The following is a 14,754-nucleotide window of genomic DNA, read 5'->3' on the forward strand; positions in this document are numbered from 1 at the left end:
GTGAGATAAAGCAGATCGTGAGGTCTGCTTTATCATCTCGTGGCTAAGGTGCTTGGACAGTTGATGCTGTTGGTCTGTCATAAATTTCGCCTTGTGTTCCCCGACCACCAAACGAAAAGCAAAACCGTAGGTTCCAACGGAATGGCTGAAAAACTCTAAGTGGTTGCTTACGATCAGTGATTTGTGGGTCTATCGATGAAGGAAACGATCTTTGAAACGCTCGGCATCGCGATAGTCGGTATCATCGATAAATCGACTGATCTTTCCCATTAGAAACCAAGCGCGGATCAACAGGATGACGAATGCGCCTGTGATCAGATAACCCCAAAACTCCATGTGCTTGCCTCCATCGCAAAAGCAAAGCGCTAGTGCCATGGATTTCATTGGGCAACCGCCCAATGAAAAGCCCGCTTGGAAATGAGCAAACCAAGCGGGCTATCGATCCCAGAGGTGGAGTAAACTCTTGCATTGGACCAACGCCACCACAACATGGCGTCCGTCCTTATTTACTCAGGGGCATTCAGACCGCGTAATTCTGCGATCCACTGGCTCACCCGCAGTATGCGGTGCTTTTCTTCCGTCTCTGGCACATCAAACGCTTCAAAGCGTTTCAATATTGTCGCCTCTCCTTCGAGAGGTTCTGGTTTGCGTCTGCGGGTTGGTTGGGTCTTGAACTTATTTTCCATTCCCCATTATGCGTCCGACCCATCACCTGGGTCGATAAAAGAATGAGGTCATCGCTGGAATGCTCACTTAAAGTGAAGCATTCATCCCGCGCCATAGACGCTCATACAGCGAGGTCAAAAAAGCCCTGCGTAATGTTGCGCGGTTGACGTTAACCGTACCCAGTGACGCTCTTTGACGCGTTTCCGTCAGCGCAATTGCATTTACCTACCCGCCACTTCTTTATTGCCTACGGCGTCGCAGACGGAAACACTGACGGAGTGGAGCGAAGCGACCAAACGGATATCACGAAGTGGAGCGGAGCGACCAAAAACAATGGCTATGCCGCCAGCAGTGAAGTGGAGTTCCCAATTGGGAACGAGCGAAAGCGACCGCGTGTAGCAGAGGTGAGTGGGATTTGAGTGCCAACGAAAACCCGCGAAGCGATGCGTGAAGCCGCCAGCGCTTTGCGCTAGTAGAAGTGGGATTTGTTGGGTCCATATACATATATGTATATGGATCTAATTAACCTACCTCTGTTAGTGTAATGCCTGTTCTATATTATATGGTTCCTATCAACCTACCTGTCAAAGATAAGACGAATGAAAATACAATGATGAGATAAATAACAGGTAGATGAAATATTCTCCATGTCTTTCCTCGACATGCGCCGTGGCCGATCTCAACTTGGCCACGGCTTTTTTATGCAAGAAATATCATGACTTAATCCACGGCAATATTTTATAAATAGATAGACTAAGCGCAGTTGAGATAGCGCCAATAATAAGAAAAGAGGAACAACATGGAATATCCAATCAAGAAGCCGAAAGCATCGGCCCGCGAAGTTATCCGCGCAATCACAAAACAATCTGATCCAGTTGAGATGGCTGCCGTTGTGGATGCAGCATTGTACGCGCAATGGCAAAACGCCCGCGATTATCAGGAATTGAAGAAGCGCACGTTCACTCTGACATTTGCAGAGTTCCTGTCGCTGGTCACTTCAAGCCGTCGCCAACGCATGGAAAAGGCAATGGCGGAGGGGCAGTTCGAACGGATGATGAAAGGCAAGTTCGGTTATGTGCTGGGCTGGAAGAACCGCAAGGCATTCCAAACCGGCATAATGAGCGTGGAAACTGCCGCGTTTCTGAATCGTGAAGATAGCGAACGTTCCACACAGTTCGGTCCCGGTGATCAGCATTCCGATGAGAGCAAAGACCTCATCCGCAAAGCCCGCACTGGCAAAAAGGCTTCTGACACGACGAAGAAGAAAATGTCCGACGCAAAGAAGGGCAAGACGCGTGATGCCGAGACAAAACAAGCCATCAGTGCAGCGTTGAAGGGCAAGCCGAAAACGGAAGAGCAGAAAGAGAAGATCAGGGCCGCTGTGAAAGCGCGTCTGGCGGAAAAGAAGGCCGCAAAAGCAGGGGAACAGAAATGCCTAGAAAACACACTGACGCAACCAAAGCAAAAATCGCAAATGCCCGCAGAGGCAAACGTCATTCCGATGATGTCAAACGCCGGATCGGTGAAGCCCAGCGCGGCAAGACCTTATCCGCAGAACATCGCGCAGCAATTGCAGAGGGCCAGCGTATTCGTTGGGCGAAAGCCAATGGTCAAACCATATGAGGCCGTTTTGAGCGTGCAGGCATAAATACAACGTTAGACGACCATAAAAAGGAGAACTCAAAAATGAGCAATGACACAAAACTAATCCAAGCGTTGGACGACGCAGCCGATGCCATCCAAAAGGCCATCGCTCACTTCGCACGTACAGCGAAGGAGAACCAGCAATGAGCATCAGATCAGAATCAATTTTCGAGAATCGCAAAAAGCGCCTCCTGAGAGAGTTCGCAAAAACATTTCCCGGACAGACACCACCGACAACCGATGAAGAAGTTCACCACTACTTGGATGAAGAGCAGTTTCTGGCTGTTCGCAGTCTCGTAAATCGTCAGTATTCGTGGTGGCATCCAACTTTGGATAAGCCAACCTCCCGCGAAGCAATCTTAGCGATCCGTCAGTGTCACTTGGGAGAAATGGACCTCGATGCAGCGCATGAGGAATGCACGGAGGAAACGGGCAAGAAAGAGATCATCGCGCTCGCACGCAATATCATCGAGCAGCAAAAGATGACACAGGAGCAAACCCGATGAGCATTTCAATTAGCACTTTTGCAGACATCTTCGAAGTCGTTCAGACTGTCATTGAAACCCATCCCGACGCACTGGCCCTTGATCCAATTGCGGACCTCAAGGCCAAGTCAACAGTTCGCATCCCATACACACGGAAGCCCAAACAGAATGCCTCGTCCGCGTTCATGACTATCAAGAAAAAACATAAGAATTGGATTGGTCTACTGCTTGGTGAACTTCAACATTTTGTAACTGGCGCTCACGGTGACATCACCATCATGCATGGCAAAGCAGGTGCAAAAAGCAGCGTCAAGCGCAAGTCGCAGACATGGCACGAGTTTGTCACCGAACTGTACGACGACAAAATTGCAAACCGCGACAACATTAGCGAGGCACAAGCCCGTCAACTCGTCGCATTGATCGCACAGTTATCCGCAAGCGGTCACAAGTTGAAGGGTTGCGGTGATATTGAGTTTGTCGATGAGACCGGGAAGGCGCTGTGTTGAGCGTCCAACGCGACTTTAGAACACGCAAGTATGTTCACTCAAAGTGAAGGGCTTTCACACGAAGAAAGCCCCGGCGACTTCGCTGTCATCCGGGGCCTTGTTTTTTAAGGGTCACCATTCGAATTTCGGATTGATGTCCCACTTGTCGATTGCAGTATACGGTAATCCGAGTTTGTGGTCGATGTACCAGAGATACGGTAACTTCTTCAGGGTATCCATGTCAGGCCAGTTGTTGAACTCGTGCTTCGTTCGAAAGTGCAGCCGCCAAGGAAAGCGACGTGCGTGATCATGCGACGTGATGATACCGGGAAAATCACTTTCGACAGGCTGTTCTGGTAACTTCAGCGGGTCTTCCAGATAAACCCACTCGTTGTCTGTGAGTGTCTGGTGATAAAGGCGAAGATATCGCACTTCGACCATTTCCCTGCGAAAATCTTTGCCCCAGGTAGTTCTCCATCGAAAGTCGTATTCTCCGTCAGATCCCCGCTTGCTCGGGCATTCTCGGATAAGCCGATTGAGATTGGTCATCACGTAGCAACTACTATAAACGTTGTTCCGTAAATGCTCTGGACAAACATCTGCTGGTTTCGTCAACCCGATATAGTCGCTCAGCAACCGACCATAGAGTTTTGCAATCGCTTCAAGTTAGTCTTCGTTGAAAACGTGCTTAAACTCATCAACCCTAACCGGTTTTCCCAGACATAGTCGGTCACGAAGTCCATGAAGTGTGTTTGACCGTAGTTTCTCCTGAATGCTCGCATTGAAAGGGCTAACAAACACAGGAGAAGAAGGGGCGGGATTAACCGCCCCCTTTCGTTTCCTCCGACCGAACCGCATCATGCAGCCTCTTTGCTTGAAGCCTTTGTTGCCTCGTTCAAATTGGCCACCTGCTTGTTGATCACACGAAAAAGCGCATCACCTTCCAATCCGCTATCAAAGAGGATCGTAAGTTCGCCTTCTTCAACGTGGACGATGACAGCAGCGTAGCCGTCACTCAGTTTCACCGACTTTAGAATGTCATCGGTGACCGGAAGTTTTGCGACCGGCCCAAAGAGAGCCGCAGCAGTCTTCGCTTCGTCGGTCCAAACGTTCGTGTTGCGACGAGCGCCTTTTTGTTGAACCGTATCAGCAGCAACGATGTCGCTGATGCGTGGCCTTACACCGTCTTCCGAACCTTCTATCTCGATGACGTCATCACCAATCAAGATTTCAACGACCTTTTCGTGGCTGATCTTGTTGTGGAGAAAAAACCGAATGACACTGGCATACTTTTCGAAGGATCGATTGCGCGACCACTTCTGTTTTGGTTTGCCATCTTTGTTCTTCACCGGCTTACCCGTTACGGGGTGCAAAACCGGCTTCCAATTTCCATCAACGATGCTCATCATTGGAAGGAAAATGTTCGGGTTTTTCGCCATCACTTCTGGATCATGCAGATTTACTGGCGTGATGCCATGCGCAACGCATTCAGCATCAATCTTCGACTTTACATCGGAGACATTGACGTAGGCCTCTCCCATTTCGACAAAAGACGCCACCATGACAGCCATAGCCTTTCGGCTTCGGCTCTCAGCGACGTTCATCGCAGTGATGGTTTCTTTTACCTTCCGCATAAGCGACTTCGCGTCGATCGATGCAGCAGGGAGAGTGGTGGAGGTGTTCTTTTCAATAGACATTTGCGCGTTCCTTCCGCTTTCCACCGGCACCATGCCAGTGGCCCCTTGGAAGCCGACGCGCTCGTTGAGCAGGTCGTTTGAATGGCCCCAAGGTTAGCGCACGCTTCGAATGACGAATGTCAGCCGAACCCGTCTCCGATGCATCTCAACGATATCGTTGAGTTCGTGCCGATTTGAACGGCGTACCCCAGACGGTGGAATGCTAGCGCGAATGTCAATTTTCAAAGAACAGTCGGTCGATTTCTCAGCCAGACATGGGCGTTCTAACATGGACTTCCCGATAGTCAACAATAAAACGCAGTAATAAGTAATTTTATGCTTCACCTGCGAGTGAAAGATGAATAATTAAAATCTTGATGAAAGCATTAGTTAAAATTCTAAATAACAAATACTTCACTTAAAGTGAAGAAAGCGCAGCTTCGTTCACATAGTTCACTCCGTAAGCCCTTTCGAAAGAGCGGGCTTTTCTTATGATAAGCCGCGTACATGCGTTGGAGCCTACGGATTCGCCTTGTTTTCTTCTTGTGTCCCGTCAATAGCAGAGGTCGTGGCTTGGCCAGTCGGGCTACGTCTTGAAAACACTAATATCATGGCAACGAAAGCAAATAGGGGCAAGAAAATGAAGGCAAGTCCGGTCACGATGGTTTCATCTAGCAGCCAGTATCGGTCCTCAATGTATCTCGTGGCGACAGAGGCACCTTTCTTTTCAGCGTGATCGGCAATGTCCTCCGATTTGAAGTAACTCTCACCGTATGTCGCGAAGGCGGTAGCCTCAGAGTAACCATGCATAGCGATCAGTCGCACCATCTCGCCGGGCGGAATGTTAAACGTCATGGTGGGCTTGTCGATTTTGGTGCTCTTGCTAGGGGCCGATTGATAGATTTGGTCTGCACCACGGATAGTAACCTCGACGTCGCGGAGGACCACGTCAGACTCATTCACGACATTAAATTGCGTGATGATAAAACCCGATGAAGCGTTACTTAATGCTCGTTCGAGGTCGGGGTCTTTTGCCTCTTCAATAGCGCGGGACCGGACATCATAAGGAATTGGTTGCGCTGGAACCCGTATCTGCTGAGACAATAGAGAAAGTTCTGGCTTCTTCGGCACGGTTTCTTTTTCGTTAGAACCGACAGTTAGTAGATAGCCACCGACGACCGTGACGACCACACCGACAAAAATCGAGTTCAACGTCGAAATCCAAGCCTTCATGGTGGGGCATCAACCTTCTAATCTTCTTCGATTCAATGTCGCTACTATATCACCGCTTCGGTCGAAACCTGTTAACTGATCCTTAACTCACGCGCTGAATCCTCAACAAGTCACAGGTTTGCTGGCCGAGGCCAGCAAAGGTGTGCCTGAGCATCACGTGGAGCCAGTGCGTACGTTCGCCATCCAGTAAATATGGGATGGCAATAAACAAAGCATCCATCGATTTAATCAGGCAGTTTGAAGGCTGCGAACTCACTGCATATCTTTGCCCCGCAAACGTGCCAACCATCGGATACGGCACCACAAAGGGGCTGAAACGCGCCGATGTGGGTCGGAAGACAATTACTGAGGCAGAGGCAACCCGCTTGCTGCTTGAAGACGTGGCTCGTTTCGAGAAGGCCGTGGACAAATTGGTGAAGGTCACATTGACCGATAATCAGCGCGGCGCACTGGTCAGTTTCACCTACAACCTGGGCGAAGGAAACTTCGGTTCATCCACACTGCTGAAGAAGGTCAACGCTGGTGATTTCAAAGCCGCGCAGTTGGAGTTTGCGAAGTGGGACAAAGCCGGTGGCAAAGTGCTTGCCGGTCTTACTCGTCGTCGTGCTGCCGAAGCAAAGTTGTTCGGCACGCCATGAGGAACCGCTTTGAAGAAAAGGTCGCAAAGACGCTCGGCCCTGAATACGAATATGAAACGCTACGGCTCTCCTACACGGTCCAGCGTAAGTACCTGCCTGACTTCATTGATACAGCGGGTAAGAAGATCGTGGAGGCCAAGGGGCTATTCACTGCCGAGGATCGAGCCAAGCACAAGGCCATAAAGGCGCAGCACCCGGATTACGAAGTGACCATCGTGTTTCAGAACGCACAGCGCACGATCTCCAAGACCAGTAAGACCACATATGCGGGCTGGTGCGATGCCAATGGCATCAAGTGGCAGCAGGCTTGATTGGCATACAAGAATTTTCGATAATCGCTTTTCCACAGATAACGCATCAAAACTCATTGACAGGTATTGTCGGCAGGCAACCGTATTTGTATAAAGAAGACGAAGGGTGTGCGTACTAAAATCACGCCCAGTCATCCCCATGCTGCGTTGGCAGTTGTTTTGGAAATCGAAGTGCTGGCAACGATTTCCGGTTGGGTTAAAGTAAGCCAGATGTTGTTGAGTTTCTTGTCGGGCGAATGTGGTGCTCCGACACGGTTTTGCAAAAAGTCACGTAGAGACTTGTAGGTGCCAGTACACCGTACGAAAACCGAGAAGCGGGACGACATCTTCAATTCAAACGTGAGAGCCTCATGGACAATTTGTTCGATAAGGCGATTGCGGCTGCATTGAAGATGATCGATTTCGTGAACCTGTCCGAAACAATCGTATTCATCATCGTCGTTGCCGTACTTCGCATCCTCCATCTCCTTGCTGCTGGCTGGGTAATGAAACATTGCGGCCTTCAAAGGTTCAAAACGCTCGGAATGACGCTTGAAGCGCCGCCTGCGATTAAACTAAAGAAGTCCGTTGATCTTGTGAGGCCATCCAGAGAGGACGAAGCCGCTTAAAGGTCTTCCAGCGGAACTGTTGGCGTATTGTAGCGGCCAATGGCCTCTGCTGTGGCACGAAGTTTCTCGATAAGCGCGGGTAGATCACGAGCGGTATCAAGATCACGCCAAGAAACTGTGATCTTTCCAATCGGAATACCGCGGCCATCGCGGACGCCGCATTGGAGCATTTCAACAGTGCCAAGGTTCTTCATGCTTGCACGTATGTAGGCGCTTTGAATGCCTGCTCTAGTCCAGTGACCACACTCGGTGACACCCGGCGAGGGAAACAACACGTTATTAGTTTCCGCAGCAATCGAGTTTGGTATCTTCTGGAACTCTTCGGGAATGTAAGCGATGCCTTCACGGACGAATGGGCAATGCACATTCGCGTAGTTGAATGGCACACCACCGAGGCCATATGAGCCATTCGAGAATGTCCAGAACGTTGCACGCTCTGCATCGAACTCTTCGCCAATCTCATCCACAGCCGCGCATGTCAGTGCATCACGTGGAATGCTCTCTTGCAATCGCTTTGCTTCTTCTTCCGGTGGAATAGGAACAGGGATTGGCTCGATCAGTGTTTGCTGGGCAGGGACCACATACACGGCAACCTTCTCGGCAATCTCAAAGGCACGAGGTGGATCAGTAAAACCCACGTATATGAGCGTGCCAATCGCAGCGACCAGTGAGAGGATTAATGTGCCGAATACAGTGTGAAGTGGTCGGCGCGTAAGAGTGTCGATAAACGACGAGAACGCCGTCGATAATGCTGTAAAGTCCATAATGATCCCAAATGCAATGCGTAGAGTATTTAAAGGAAACCAGCGTTTGGGCGCATCGAATCAATAGATAGATAAATACCTTACACAACAATAAGTGAGGTAACAAAATGAGTAACAGAAACGACGAAGTCTTTGCCGAATACATGGTGCGACTGGCGAAGAAGATGATCGAACGTGAAGACCAGCGAGAGGAAGAGCGAGAGGCTGCAAACGCGGCATTATCGGCAGCGAAACTGGCAATGACCCAAATAGCCATGACGACGCAGACTACGTCCGTCGCAACGAAGATTGCGGCGCTTGCGTTAATACCGCCGCAATTCGTTAGATTAGTATCCGCAAACGAGCAGAACGTCACCCACGACGAGATGGCTGTAATCCGCGCCTACTTCAACGGTGAGGACGTGCTGACGACAATCCTCAGCCAAACTCGTTGAGGTGAGTGATGAACAAAGTCACCATTCAAATCCCGCTAGGTATCGAATATTACCACGCGAAAATCGCTGTTGTCAGAACGAAATCTTTGCTGCCGATAGACCCGCACGAGTTGCTGGATCTTGTGGTAGTTCAGATGCGAGAAACCTTGAAAGAGCGGTTCGAAGCAGAAGAATACCAGATCGAGCCACCTGCGATCATCAGAGTGGAATTTCATAGCATCGATGACGATTTGATAGACGTCGAATTGTATTTCGCTAACGAGAAAGCCGCCATCGTGTTCAAACTCGCCCATGGAGGCGAGTGATGCCCTACACGATCAATATTCCGGTCGACTACAACAAGATTATCAAAGATGCGTGGGCAGTCATACAAGCGGGCTTCACTAGCGGTGCACCAATCGCGGACATGATCACTTTGGGCGAGTTTGAACACGATGTTCAATTCGATCTGCTTTACGAGTTTTTAGTGGCGGCTCATGCCCGCGCAATTATCTGCGACCTCAATGGGTACGATGCCACCTACAGTCGGGTGGTCAAGGCGCATTGGCTTGGCGAGCACTCCTATGCGGAAGTAGAATTCCAGACAAAAGCGGATGCCATGGTGTTTAAACTCGCGCACACCTAGACGAAAAATAATTCTCGATGACAAGCATTATTGGGGTTGCCAAGCGGAAATTCCTGAGTGACCATGTTTATACCGCAAACATTGAGAACAGAAATGAAAGTAATTTTAAACGTAATCGCCGGCGTATGCGTGGGTATTGCTGCCGCTTCCATCGGACTAATCTATCTCTATAGGGTAATGGGTGTACCAACCGACCCAACACCATTCAAGATTTTCTTAGAGAACTATGGATTAAACCTGCTTGGAGACTCCTTGGCTGGTATAATGGCTTTGGTCACACTGTTGGTTGTTATTGCATCGCTTGCGTTTCAGATGGAGGCTGCAAAACAGACCGTAAAAGACATGAAAGCCCAAAATGATCTGAATGCGCAGATTGCAGACGCTAACTACAAATTGGCCCTCCATGAGAAACGTTTGGCTGTTTATCTTAAGTTGAAAGAGTGTTTCTTCGATTCTTTGAAGACTAATAAAATTACGCCTGCCATACGGGTGGAGATACTATCCGCCATCGAGGACGCGAAGTTTCTTTTCAACAAAGACGTCTTTGGATATGTGGATAATATGGGCAATAAGGCCGTAGGGCTTGCGATTGAAGACGAGAAAGAAGCGCGACTCAAGCAAGAAAAAGGAGGAACACCTTTGGATAGTGAACAAACGAAGGAGTGGAGGAAGGTTCTTGATAAAAAGCGTCAAATCGAAGAGTCTTTAAAGGCTGAACTAACGCCTGAAAACCTGCGAAAACACTTTCATCCATACTTGGAACTTCCAGAGAGCATCGCTAAGGCTTTGTACAAAGACACATGACTGTAATTCGGATCACCATTTTGTTGTCCAGCATCATGCTGGCTTGTGCTGCGCTTTGGATGGTCTATTCGTTCCACGTGTATGGCGTTCCAGTCGAACCAACAGATTTGAAGAACTATGTAGAGCGAACCGGTTTGAACCTAATAGGTGACGGACTGGCGGGCTTTATGGCACTGGTCACACTGTTGGTGGTTATCGCGTCATTTGCTCAACAAACTGCGCAGGCGAAGCAGACCATCAAGGACATGAAGGCGCAGAATGACCTGAATGCGCAGATAGCAAATGCCAATTACAAAGTGATGATGTTTGATCGCCGTGTCGAGTTGGTCAGCAAGTTGAACAAGATCGCTGATGCCATAGTGCAAGCGGGTTCAATGGAACCAGAAACAAGATTTATGTTTTTGGATGCCGTCGAACATGCCCGATGGATTTTCGATGGCGACTTGCTGGACTGGCTAAATGACCTTTCAACCAAGTCTCATGCAGCAATGGCGTTAGAATTTCGAGTTGGACGGCTTTCGAAGAAAAAGCAAATTCGGGGATGGTCAGCAACGGAAGAAGATTCCTACACGAAGATGCTGGATGAGCAGGAAAAGATCATGGGGGAGATTGAGGCCGAGTTGCAGCCTCCGAATCTGCGAAGCAAACTTGAAGGCTTTCTAATGTTGCCACCAACTATCATCACGACAACGTAACAGCGATAAATCAACGCGTCTTGAGGAAGACAGGTAGCACATAAGGACAGTCTACGATTTTCACAGACTGCCACAAACTTTCGTAGACAGACATAGACTTCACATATGAACAACCACATCGCCCAGCCTGCTCAAAGAGCCGTGGTAAATCCGTAGGGTTGGCTATTGTTAGCCTTTGGCATCAGAGGGCAAGCCTATCTTTGGCTTTGCCCTTTTGTTTTTTCGGCAGCAGACATTCGACGTGCAACCAATGTCAGAGGCTACAATGCAACCAGTACAACCGCAGCAGTTTGTCGCTTATCTCCGCGTCTCCACACAAAAACAAGGGCAGTCGGGTCTAGGACTTGAAGCGCAACGCACTGCTTGCGCGGGTTATCATCCAATCGCAGAGTTCGTTGAGGTCGAGAGCGGCAAGCACGATGACCGTCCAGAACTTACCAATGCCATTGCTTATGCGAAACAGAACAACGCCGTTCTATTGGTGGCTAAACTTGACCGCTTATCTCGTGATGTGGAGTTCATCGCGGGGTTTATGAAGCGGGTTGTCCCATTCCGCGCCGCTGATATCCCCAACGCGGATGAATTCATGCTGCATATGTATGCGGTGCTGGCTCACAAAGAACGCAGGTTCATATCGGAACGGACAATAGCAGCGTTGGCAAAGGCCAAAGAGAAAGGCGTTAAACTAGGTGGCGCTCATCAGTCCAAACAGGACAAAGCAGAGGACTTTGCACAGGGTATTCGTGCAGACGTACAGGCGATCATAGACAGCGGCATAACCACACCAGCAGCAATCGCTAAGGCGCTTAATGAAGCCGCTATACGGACGCCACGTGGTGCCGCATGGGGAACTGGTCAGGTTGTAAGGCTACTGCGAAGAATAGGGAAGGGATAACCATGCACCACCCCCTATGGGCTCTTTAAATTCTCTATTAGATGCTACACCAATTTTGATACGAAGTCGTTTATGGGGAAGTTAATTGTATATCGACAGAATGACTTTCAAGGCCGGGTCCTCAACTGGTGAGCCGCCTCTAACGATCACTCCAAAAAGGGTTACTGTGTTTGTCGGCCCTAATAATGGTGGGAAAAGCGCTTCCCTGCGAGAGATATACGGAAGCATTTCTACGGGACTAGACCAGAATGTGATTTTTTCCGAGATTTCACACTCGATACCTGAACTTAGCGACATCGAAGGATTGATCAGCCCCTTTGTTTTCAGGGACATGCCAGTAACAAATGCCGGCCACGTATTGTTTGGATACCGGGGCAGTCGGCAGGAGGTAAACCTCGATTACCTTAGAAGTCGTTTTTCGAGGGGCCCAAATGGGAGACCCTCCGACTACGTATACGCGTTGGTGTTGAAGCATTTTGTTCTCAATCTAGGGGGCGAGAACCGACTGGGTATGGTGCACGGAGGTGGGGCGCAATCATTGAGAGAAGAGCCTCAATCGACAATTGCTACAATTTTCAAAGACAACGAATTGCGTCGCAGGATTTCTGACATTGTCAACGAGGCATTTGGCCAGCACCTAGTTGTCGATCCGACTGTAATGGGCACGTTCTCATACGTCTTCACTGACGAATATCCGCCAGATGAAATCAGTCAGTCGTTCAACGAGTCTTCGCTGGATTTTTTTGCGCGATGTTCGCCTGTGGCCTCTGCCTCTGATGGAACGAAAGCATTTATCGGGATTATGACAGAGGTGATGGCAGGTCGTCATGATATCCTGACAATGGACGAGCCCGAGGCGTTCTTACATCCTGCGCTTGCTTATCTTCTGGGCCGGGAAATCACTCGAAATCTTTCTGACGACAAGCAAATGTTCGTCTCGACCCATAGTCCCCATTTCTTGATGGGATGCATATCTGCGGGGCTTCCCGTTGATATCGTTCGGCTAACTTATAAATCGACAAAAGCAACCGCTAGACTTCTGCCTTCCGAGGAAGTCAAAAAGATGATGTATGATCCCTTGCTGAAGTCAATTGGCGTCATGGGTGCGCTTTTCTTCGAAAGTGCAGTAGTTGTTGAAGCAGACAGTGACCGAGCATTCTATGATGAGATCAACAGTAGATTAACTCTCTATGGAACCGGCGGAGTGAAGCACGCCTCTTTCCTCAACGCGCACAATAAACAAGAGGGTGCTCACATCGCTCGCGTGCTTCGCAATGTTGGCATTCCGGCTGCAATGATACTCGATATCGACTGGATAAAAGAGGATGGCAAGGTCGCTAATCGATATTTCGCAGCGGCTGGTGTGCCTGCTGGTTTACGTCCTGGACTACTCGAGACCCGTCGCAGAGTGAGAGCATCGCTAGTGGCAGTGGATGAGAACTATAAAGCAACCGGTGGAGTTAGCCTGCTACACGGCGATGATTTGGCAACCGCGAATATCTTCTTCGACCAGATGGCGACCTATGGGCTTTTTACTGTGAGAAATGGCGAACTTGAGCATTGGCTACCTCACCTTGGAATCAAGGTGCGTAAAGAGTTGTGGCTCGGTGCTATGTTCGAGCGTCTGGGTTCTGATCCGTCTGACGAAAATTTTGTGAGACCAAGTGGAGATGATGTTTGGCGACAACTACGGCTCGTCGACATTTGGATTCGGGATTCCGAAAGAACAGGCATGACATACGTCGACCCGGCAGAACTCTAGAAGTAGAGGCTACTCGCGTCGAAAATCTTCCGTTGCCTTAATTATCAACAGATATCATCGAAATGCCGTCGACTGGCGTGGTTGATTTAGTAGCGTCCAACGGCGGACTATTCGTTTAATGAATATGGAGGTTTGGACCTCCATCTTTTAGTCTGAAAGCGATCAAAAAACGCGAAAAAAACACCCGCCATGATGATAATTAACCCGATGAAAACAAGCGACCTAATCGCTTCGTTACTGTCGGGAATTGGCGACGTGATGAATTCCGACACGCCAATAATGACGATCATCGTAACCAAACTCATAAACGTATTGGGAATGGCGGAGAGAAGGGTATCAAAGAATCCACTCCGGTCGCTTTTCATCTTACCTATGCCCTTCAGCGTCCCATTAAGGCTAACCGTGTTCTCCGCAGCGGTGTGCAGTATTTCACATTTAAACCCTTGGTTTGGATCAAGGAAATCGAATGTCGGGAACACGCCACTAGATGTCAATAAGTCCACTCGAACCGCGTTTGCTGACACCTTGGACATTGTGGTGAGTTGGAGGATTTGAGTTCCTTCTGGGAGCGCGATGCTGATCCGGTCATTTAAAGCGATGTCAGACGAGTTGATTGTCCTGTTACCGCTGTTCCAAATCCATAAGGTGGTTCTCGTAACTCGGTCGATCACCATATCGTCGAAGCGAATTTCAACCCTGTTATCGAGCATAACTGGACTGTGGCCTCCGACGATAGTTTCGTCTGTTATTTTGTAACTCATGTTGCGTCGCTCTCGCGTACGGACATAGGTGTAGATTGAAAACAGCCCGGAAAGCACCCCAAGTGTCAGACCAATGTAGTCAAGCGTAAAGTAATCACTGAGCATTGATGGCATTTTTTCTTCCGTGGATTGTGACTTGTAATAAAAAATCCGTGACGTCGGTTATTGTCAATCGCACTTCGGCGTTTACTCATCGTTTAAAGATTTTCTGACCTGAGCAGTCTTCGCTCGCCCTTTGATCCTACTGGAAACAGGAAGAGAGCAGCAG

Annotated in this window: 20 protein-coding genes; 13 read left to right on the top strand and 7 right to left on the bottom strand. The window is 49.1% G+C overall.

Annotated elements, in window-relative coordinates; all coding sequences use genetic code 11:
* Positions 1-189: 189 nt before the first annotated feature.
* Together RMR21_RS15500 and RMR21_RS15505 are read right to left on the bottom strand one after the other, a co-directional pair.
* Positions 190-336, bottom strand: a complete 147-nt coding sequence (locus tag RMR21_RS15500; RefSeq protein ID WP_498670367.1) for a hypothetical protein — start codon at positions 334-336, stop codon at positions 190-192.
* A gap of 170 nt (positions 337-506) precedes the next feature.
* Complete coding sequence (locus tag RMR21_RS15505; RefSeq protein ID WP_498670368.1) at positions 507-686, bottom strand: hypothetical protein; 180 nt, start codon at positions 684-686, stop codon at positions 507-509.
* 779 nt (positions 687-1,465) lie between these two features.
* On the opposite strand from RMR21_RS15505, the gene RMR21_RS15510 reads away from it, so the two are divergent.
* The 3 genes from RMR21_RS15510 to RMR21_RS15520 all read left to right on the top strand — a co-directional run bounded on the left by RMR21_RS15510 (position 1,466) and on the right by RMR21_RS15520 (position 3,301).
* Positions 1,466-2,314 carry an NUMOD3 domain-containing DNA-binding protein gene (locus RMR21_RS15510; protein ID WP_498670369.1) on the top strand — a complete coding sequence of 283 codons (849 nt, stop codon included), beginning with the start codon at positions 1,466-1,468 and terminating at the stop codon, positions 2,312-2,314.
* A gap of 139 nt (positions 2,315-2,453) precedes the next feature.
* Complete coding sequence (locus tag RMR21_RS15515) at positions 2,454-2,816, top strand: hypothetical protein (RefSeq protein ID WP_498670370.1); 363 nt, start codon at positions 2,454-2,456, stop codon at positions 2,814-2,816.
* Entirely contained in the window at positions 2,813-3,301 is a 489-nt protein-coding gene (locus tag RMR21_RS15520) for a hypothetical protein (protein WP_498670371.1), read from the top strand. Before RMR21_RS15515 ends, RMR21_RS15520 begins: the two co-directional genes overlap by 4 nt.
* A 111-nt stretch (positions 3,302-3,412) precedes the next feature.
* Here RMR21_RS15520 and RMR21_RS15525 read toward each other — a convergent pair whose 3' ends face one another.
* From RMR21_RS15525 to RMR21_RS15535, 3 genes are all read right to left on the bottom strand, one after another.
* Entirely contained in the window at positions 3,413-3,712 is a 300-nt protein-coding gene (locus RMR21_RS15525) for a hypothetical protein (RefSeq protein WP_498670373.1), read from the bottom strand.
* 425 nt (positions 3,713-4,137) lie between these two features.
* Entirely contained in the window at positions 4,138-4,977 is an 840-nt protein-coding gene (locus RMR21_RS15530; protein WP_498670374.1) for a hypothetical protein, read from the bottom strand.
* A 498-nt stretch (positions 4,978-5,475) separates the two neighbouring features.
* Positions 5,476-6,189 carry a hypothetical protein gene (locus RMR21_RS15535; RefSeq protein ID WP_498670375.1) on the bottom strand — a complete coding sequence of 238 codons (714 nt, stop codon included), beginning with the start codon at positions 6,187-6,189 and terminating at the stop codon, positions 5,476-5,478.
* 197 nt (positions 6,190-6,386) lie between these two features.
* On the opposite strand from RMR21_RS15535, the gene RMR21_RS15540 reads away from it, so the two are divergent.
* The 3 genes from RMR21_RS15540 to RMR21_RS15550 all read left to right on the top strand — a co-directional run bounded on the left by RMR21_RS15540 (position 6,387) and on the right by RMR21_RS15550 (position 7,746).
* A complete protein-coding gene (locus RMR21_RS15540) occupies positions 6,387-6,827 on the top strand; it encodes a lysozyme (RefSeq protein WP_498671719.1) in 441 nt (146 codons plus the stop codon).
* Entirely contained in the window at positions 6,824-7,138 is a 315-nt protein-coding gene (locus tag RMR21_RS15545) for an endodeoxyribonuclease (protein ID WP_498670376.1), read from the top strand. The genes RMR21_RS15540 and RMR21_RS15545 overlap by 4 nt, the downstream gene beginning before the upstream one ends.
* 350 nt (positions 7,139-7,488) lie before the next feature.
* A complete protein-coding gene (locus tag RMR21_RS15550; protein WP_498670377.1) occupies positions 7,489-7,746 on the top strand; it encodes a hypothetical protein in 258 nt (85 codons plus the stop codon).
* Here RMR21_RS15550 and RMR21_RS15555 read toward each other — a convergent pair.
* Positions 7,743-8,510 (bottom strand): hypothetical protein, encoded by a 768-nt coding sequence (locus RMR21_RS15555; RefSeq protein ID WP_498670378.1) that lies wholly within the window; start codon positions 8,508-8,510, stop codon positions 7,743-7,745. The genes RMR21_RS15550 and RMR21_RS15555 overlap by 4 nt on opposite strands.
* 107 nt (positions 8,511-8,617) lie before the next feature.
* On the opposite strand from RMR21_RS15555, the gene RMR21_RS15560 reads away from it, so the two are divergent.
* The 7 genes from RMR21_RS15560 to RMR21_RS15590 all read left to right on the top strand — a co-directional run bounded on the left by RMR21_RS15560 (position 8,618) and on the right by RMR21_RS15590 (position 13,725).
* Positions 8,618-8,944 carry a hypothetical protein gene (locus RMR21_RS15560; protein WP_498670379.1) on the top strand — a complete coding sequence of 109 codons (327 nt, stop codon included), beginning with the start codon at positions 8,618-8,620 and terminating at the stop codon, positions 8,942-8,944.
* An 8-nt stretch (positions 8,945-8,952) separates the two neighbouring features.
* Positions 8,953-9,249, top strand: coding sequence for a hypothetical protein (locus RMR21_RS15565; RefSeq protein WP_498670380.1), 297 nt, complete (start codon positions 8,953-8,955; stop codon positions 9,247-9,249).
* Positions 9,249-9,569, top strand: coding sequence for a hypothetical protein (locus RMR21_RS15570; protein WP_498670381.1), 321 nt, complete (start codon positions 9,249-9,251; stop codon positions 9,567-9,569). Before RMR21_RS15565 ends, RMR21_RS15570 begins: the two co-directional genes overlap by 1 nt.
* 57 nt (positions 9,570-9,626) lie before the next feature.
* Positions 9,627-10,373, top strand: a complete 747-nt coding sequence (locus RMR21_RS15575; RefSeq protein ID WP_498670382.1) for a hypothetical protein — start codon at positions 9,627-9,629, stop codon at positions 10,371-10,373.
* The gene (locus tag RMR21_RS15580) at positions 10,370-11,068 is read left to right on the top strand and encodes a hypothetical protein (RefSeq protein ID WP_498670383.1); all 699 of its coding nucleotides are present in this window, start codon (positions 10,370-10,372) and stop codon (positions 11,066-11,068) included. The genes RMR21_RS15575 and RMR21_RS15580 overlap by 4 nt, the downstream gene beginning before the upstream one ends.
* Positions 11,069-11,243: 175 nt before the next feature.
* Positions 11,244-11,963: a recombinase family protein gene (locus RMR21_RS15585; RefSeq protein ID WP_498670384.1), complete on the top strand. Its 720-nt coding sequence runs from the start codon at positions 11,244-11,246 to the stop codon at positions 11,961-11,963.
* Between the two features lie 85 nt (positions 11,964-12,048).
* Complete coding sequence (locus tag RMR21_RS15590) at positions 12,049-13,725, top strand: ATP-dependent nuclease (RefSeq protein ID WP_498670385.1); 1,677 nt, start codon at positions 12,049-12,051, stop codon at positions 13,723-13,725.
* 107 nt (positions 13,726-13,832) lie between these two features.
* Here RMR21_RS15590 and RMR21_RS15595 read toward each other — a convergent pair whose 3' ends face one another.
* Complete coding sequence (locus RMR21_RS15595; RefSeq protein ID WP_498670386.1) at positions 13,833-14,600, bottom strand: hypothetical protein; 768 nt, start codon at positions 14,598-14,600, stop codon at positions 13,833-13,835.
* Positions 14,601-14,754 lie beyond the last annotated feature (154 nt).

The sequence above is a fragment of the Agrobacterium sp. rho-8.1 genome, from assembly GCF_033957725.1.
Taxonomy (GTDB): Bacteria; Pseudomonadota; Alphaproteobacteria; order Rhizobiales; family Rhizobiaceae; genus Agrobacterium.

Excerpts from the sequence above, each read along its gene's own strand:
- RMR21_RS15510 (WP_498670369.1), top strand. The coding sequence starts at position 1,466 with ATGGAATATCCAATCAAGAAGCCGAAAGCATCGGCCCGCGAAGTTATC.
- RMR21_RS15555 (WP_498670378.1), bottom strand. The coding sequence starts at position 8,510 with ATGGACTTTACAGCATTATCGACGGCGTTCTCGTCGTTTATCGACACT.
- RMR21_RS15520 (WP_498670371.1), top strand. The coding sequence starts at position 2,813 with ATGAGCATTTCAATTAGCACTTTTGCAGACATCTTCGAAGTCGTTCAG.
- RMR21_RS15565 (WP_498670380.1), top strand. The coding sequence starts at position 8,953 with ATGAACAAAGTCACCATTCAAATCCCGCTAGGTATCGAATATTACCAC.
- RMR21_RS15560 (WP_498670379.1), top strand. The coding sequence starts at position 8,618 with ATGAGTAACAGAAACGACGAAGTCTTTGCCGAATACATGGTGCGACTG.
- RMR21_RS15535 (WP_498670375.1), bottom strand. The coding sequence starts at position 6,189 with ATGAAGGCTTGGATTTCGACGTTGAACTCGATTTTTGTCGGTGTGGTC.
- RMR21_RS15515 (WP_498670370.1), top strand. The coding sequence starts at position 2,454 with ATGAGCATCAGATCAGAATCAATTTTCGAGAATCGCAAAAAGCGCCTC.
- RMR21_RS15545 (WP_498670376.1), top strand. The coding sequence starts at position 6,824 with ATGAGGAACCGCTTTGAAGAAAAGGTCGCAAAGACGCTCGGCCCTGAA.
- RMR21_RS15540 (WP_498671719.1), top strand. The coding sequence starts at position 6,387 with ATGGCAATAAACAAAGCATCCATCGATTTAATCAGGCAGTTTGAAGGC.
- RMR21_RS15500 (WP_498670367.1), bottom strand. The coding sequence starts at position 336 with ATGGAGTTTTGGGGTTATCTGATCACAGGCGCATTCGTCATCCTGTTG.
- RMR21_RS15505 (WP_498670368.1), bottom strand. The coding sequence starts at position 686 with ATGGAAAATAAGTTCAAGACCCAACCAACCCGCAGACGCAAACCAGAA.
- RMR21_RS15580 (WP_498670383.1), top strand. The coding sequence starts at position 10,370 with ATGACTGTAATTCGGATCACCATTTTGTTGTCCAGCATCATGCTGGCT.
- RMR21_RS15570 (WP_498670381.1), top strand. The coding sequence starts at position 9,249 with ATGCCCTACACGATCAATATTCCGGTCGACTACAACAAGATTATCAAA.
- RMR21_RS15595 (WP_498670386.1), bottom strand. The coding sequence starts at position 14,600 with ATGCCATCAATGCTCAGTGATTACTTTACGCTTGACTACATTGGTCTG.
- RMR21_RS15530 (WP_498670374.1), bottom strand. The coding sequence starts at position 4,977 with ATGTCTATTGAAAAGAACACCTCCACCACTCTCCCTGCTGCATCGATC.
- RMR21_RS15550 (WP_498670377.1), top strand. The coding sequence starts at position 7,489 with ATGGACAATTTGTTCGATAAGGCGATTGCGGCTGCATTGAAGATGATC.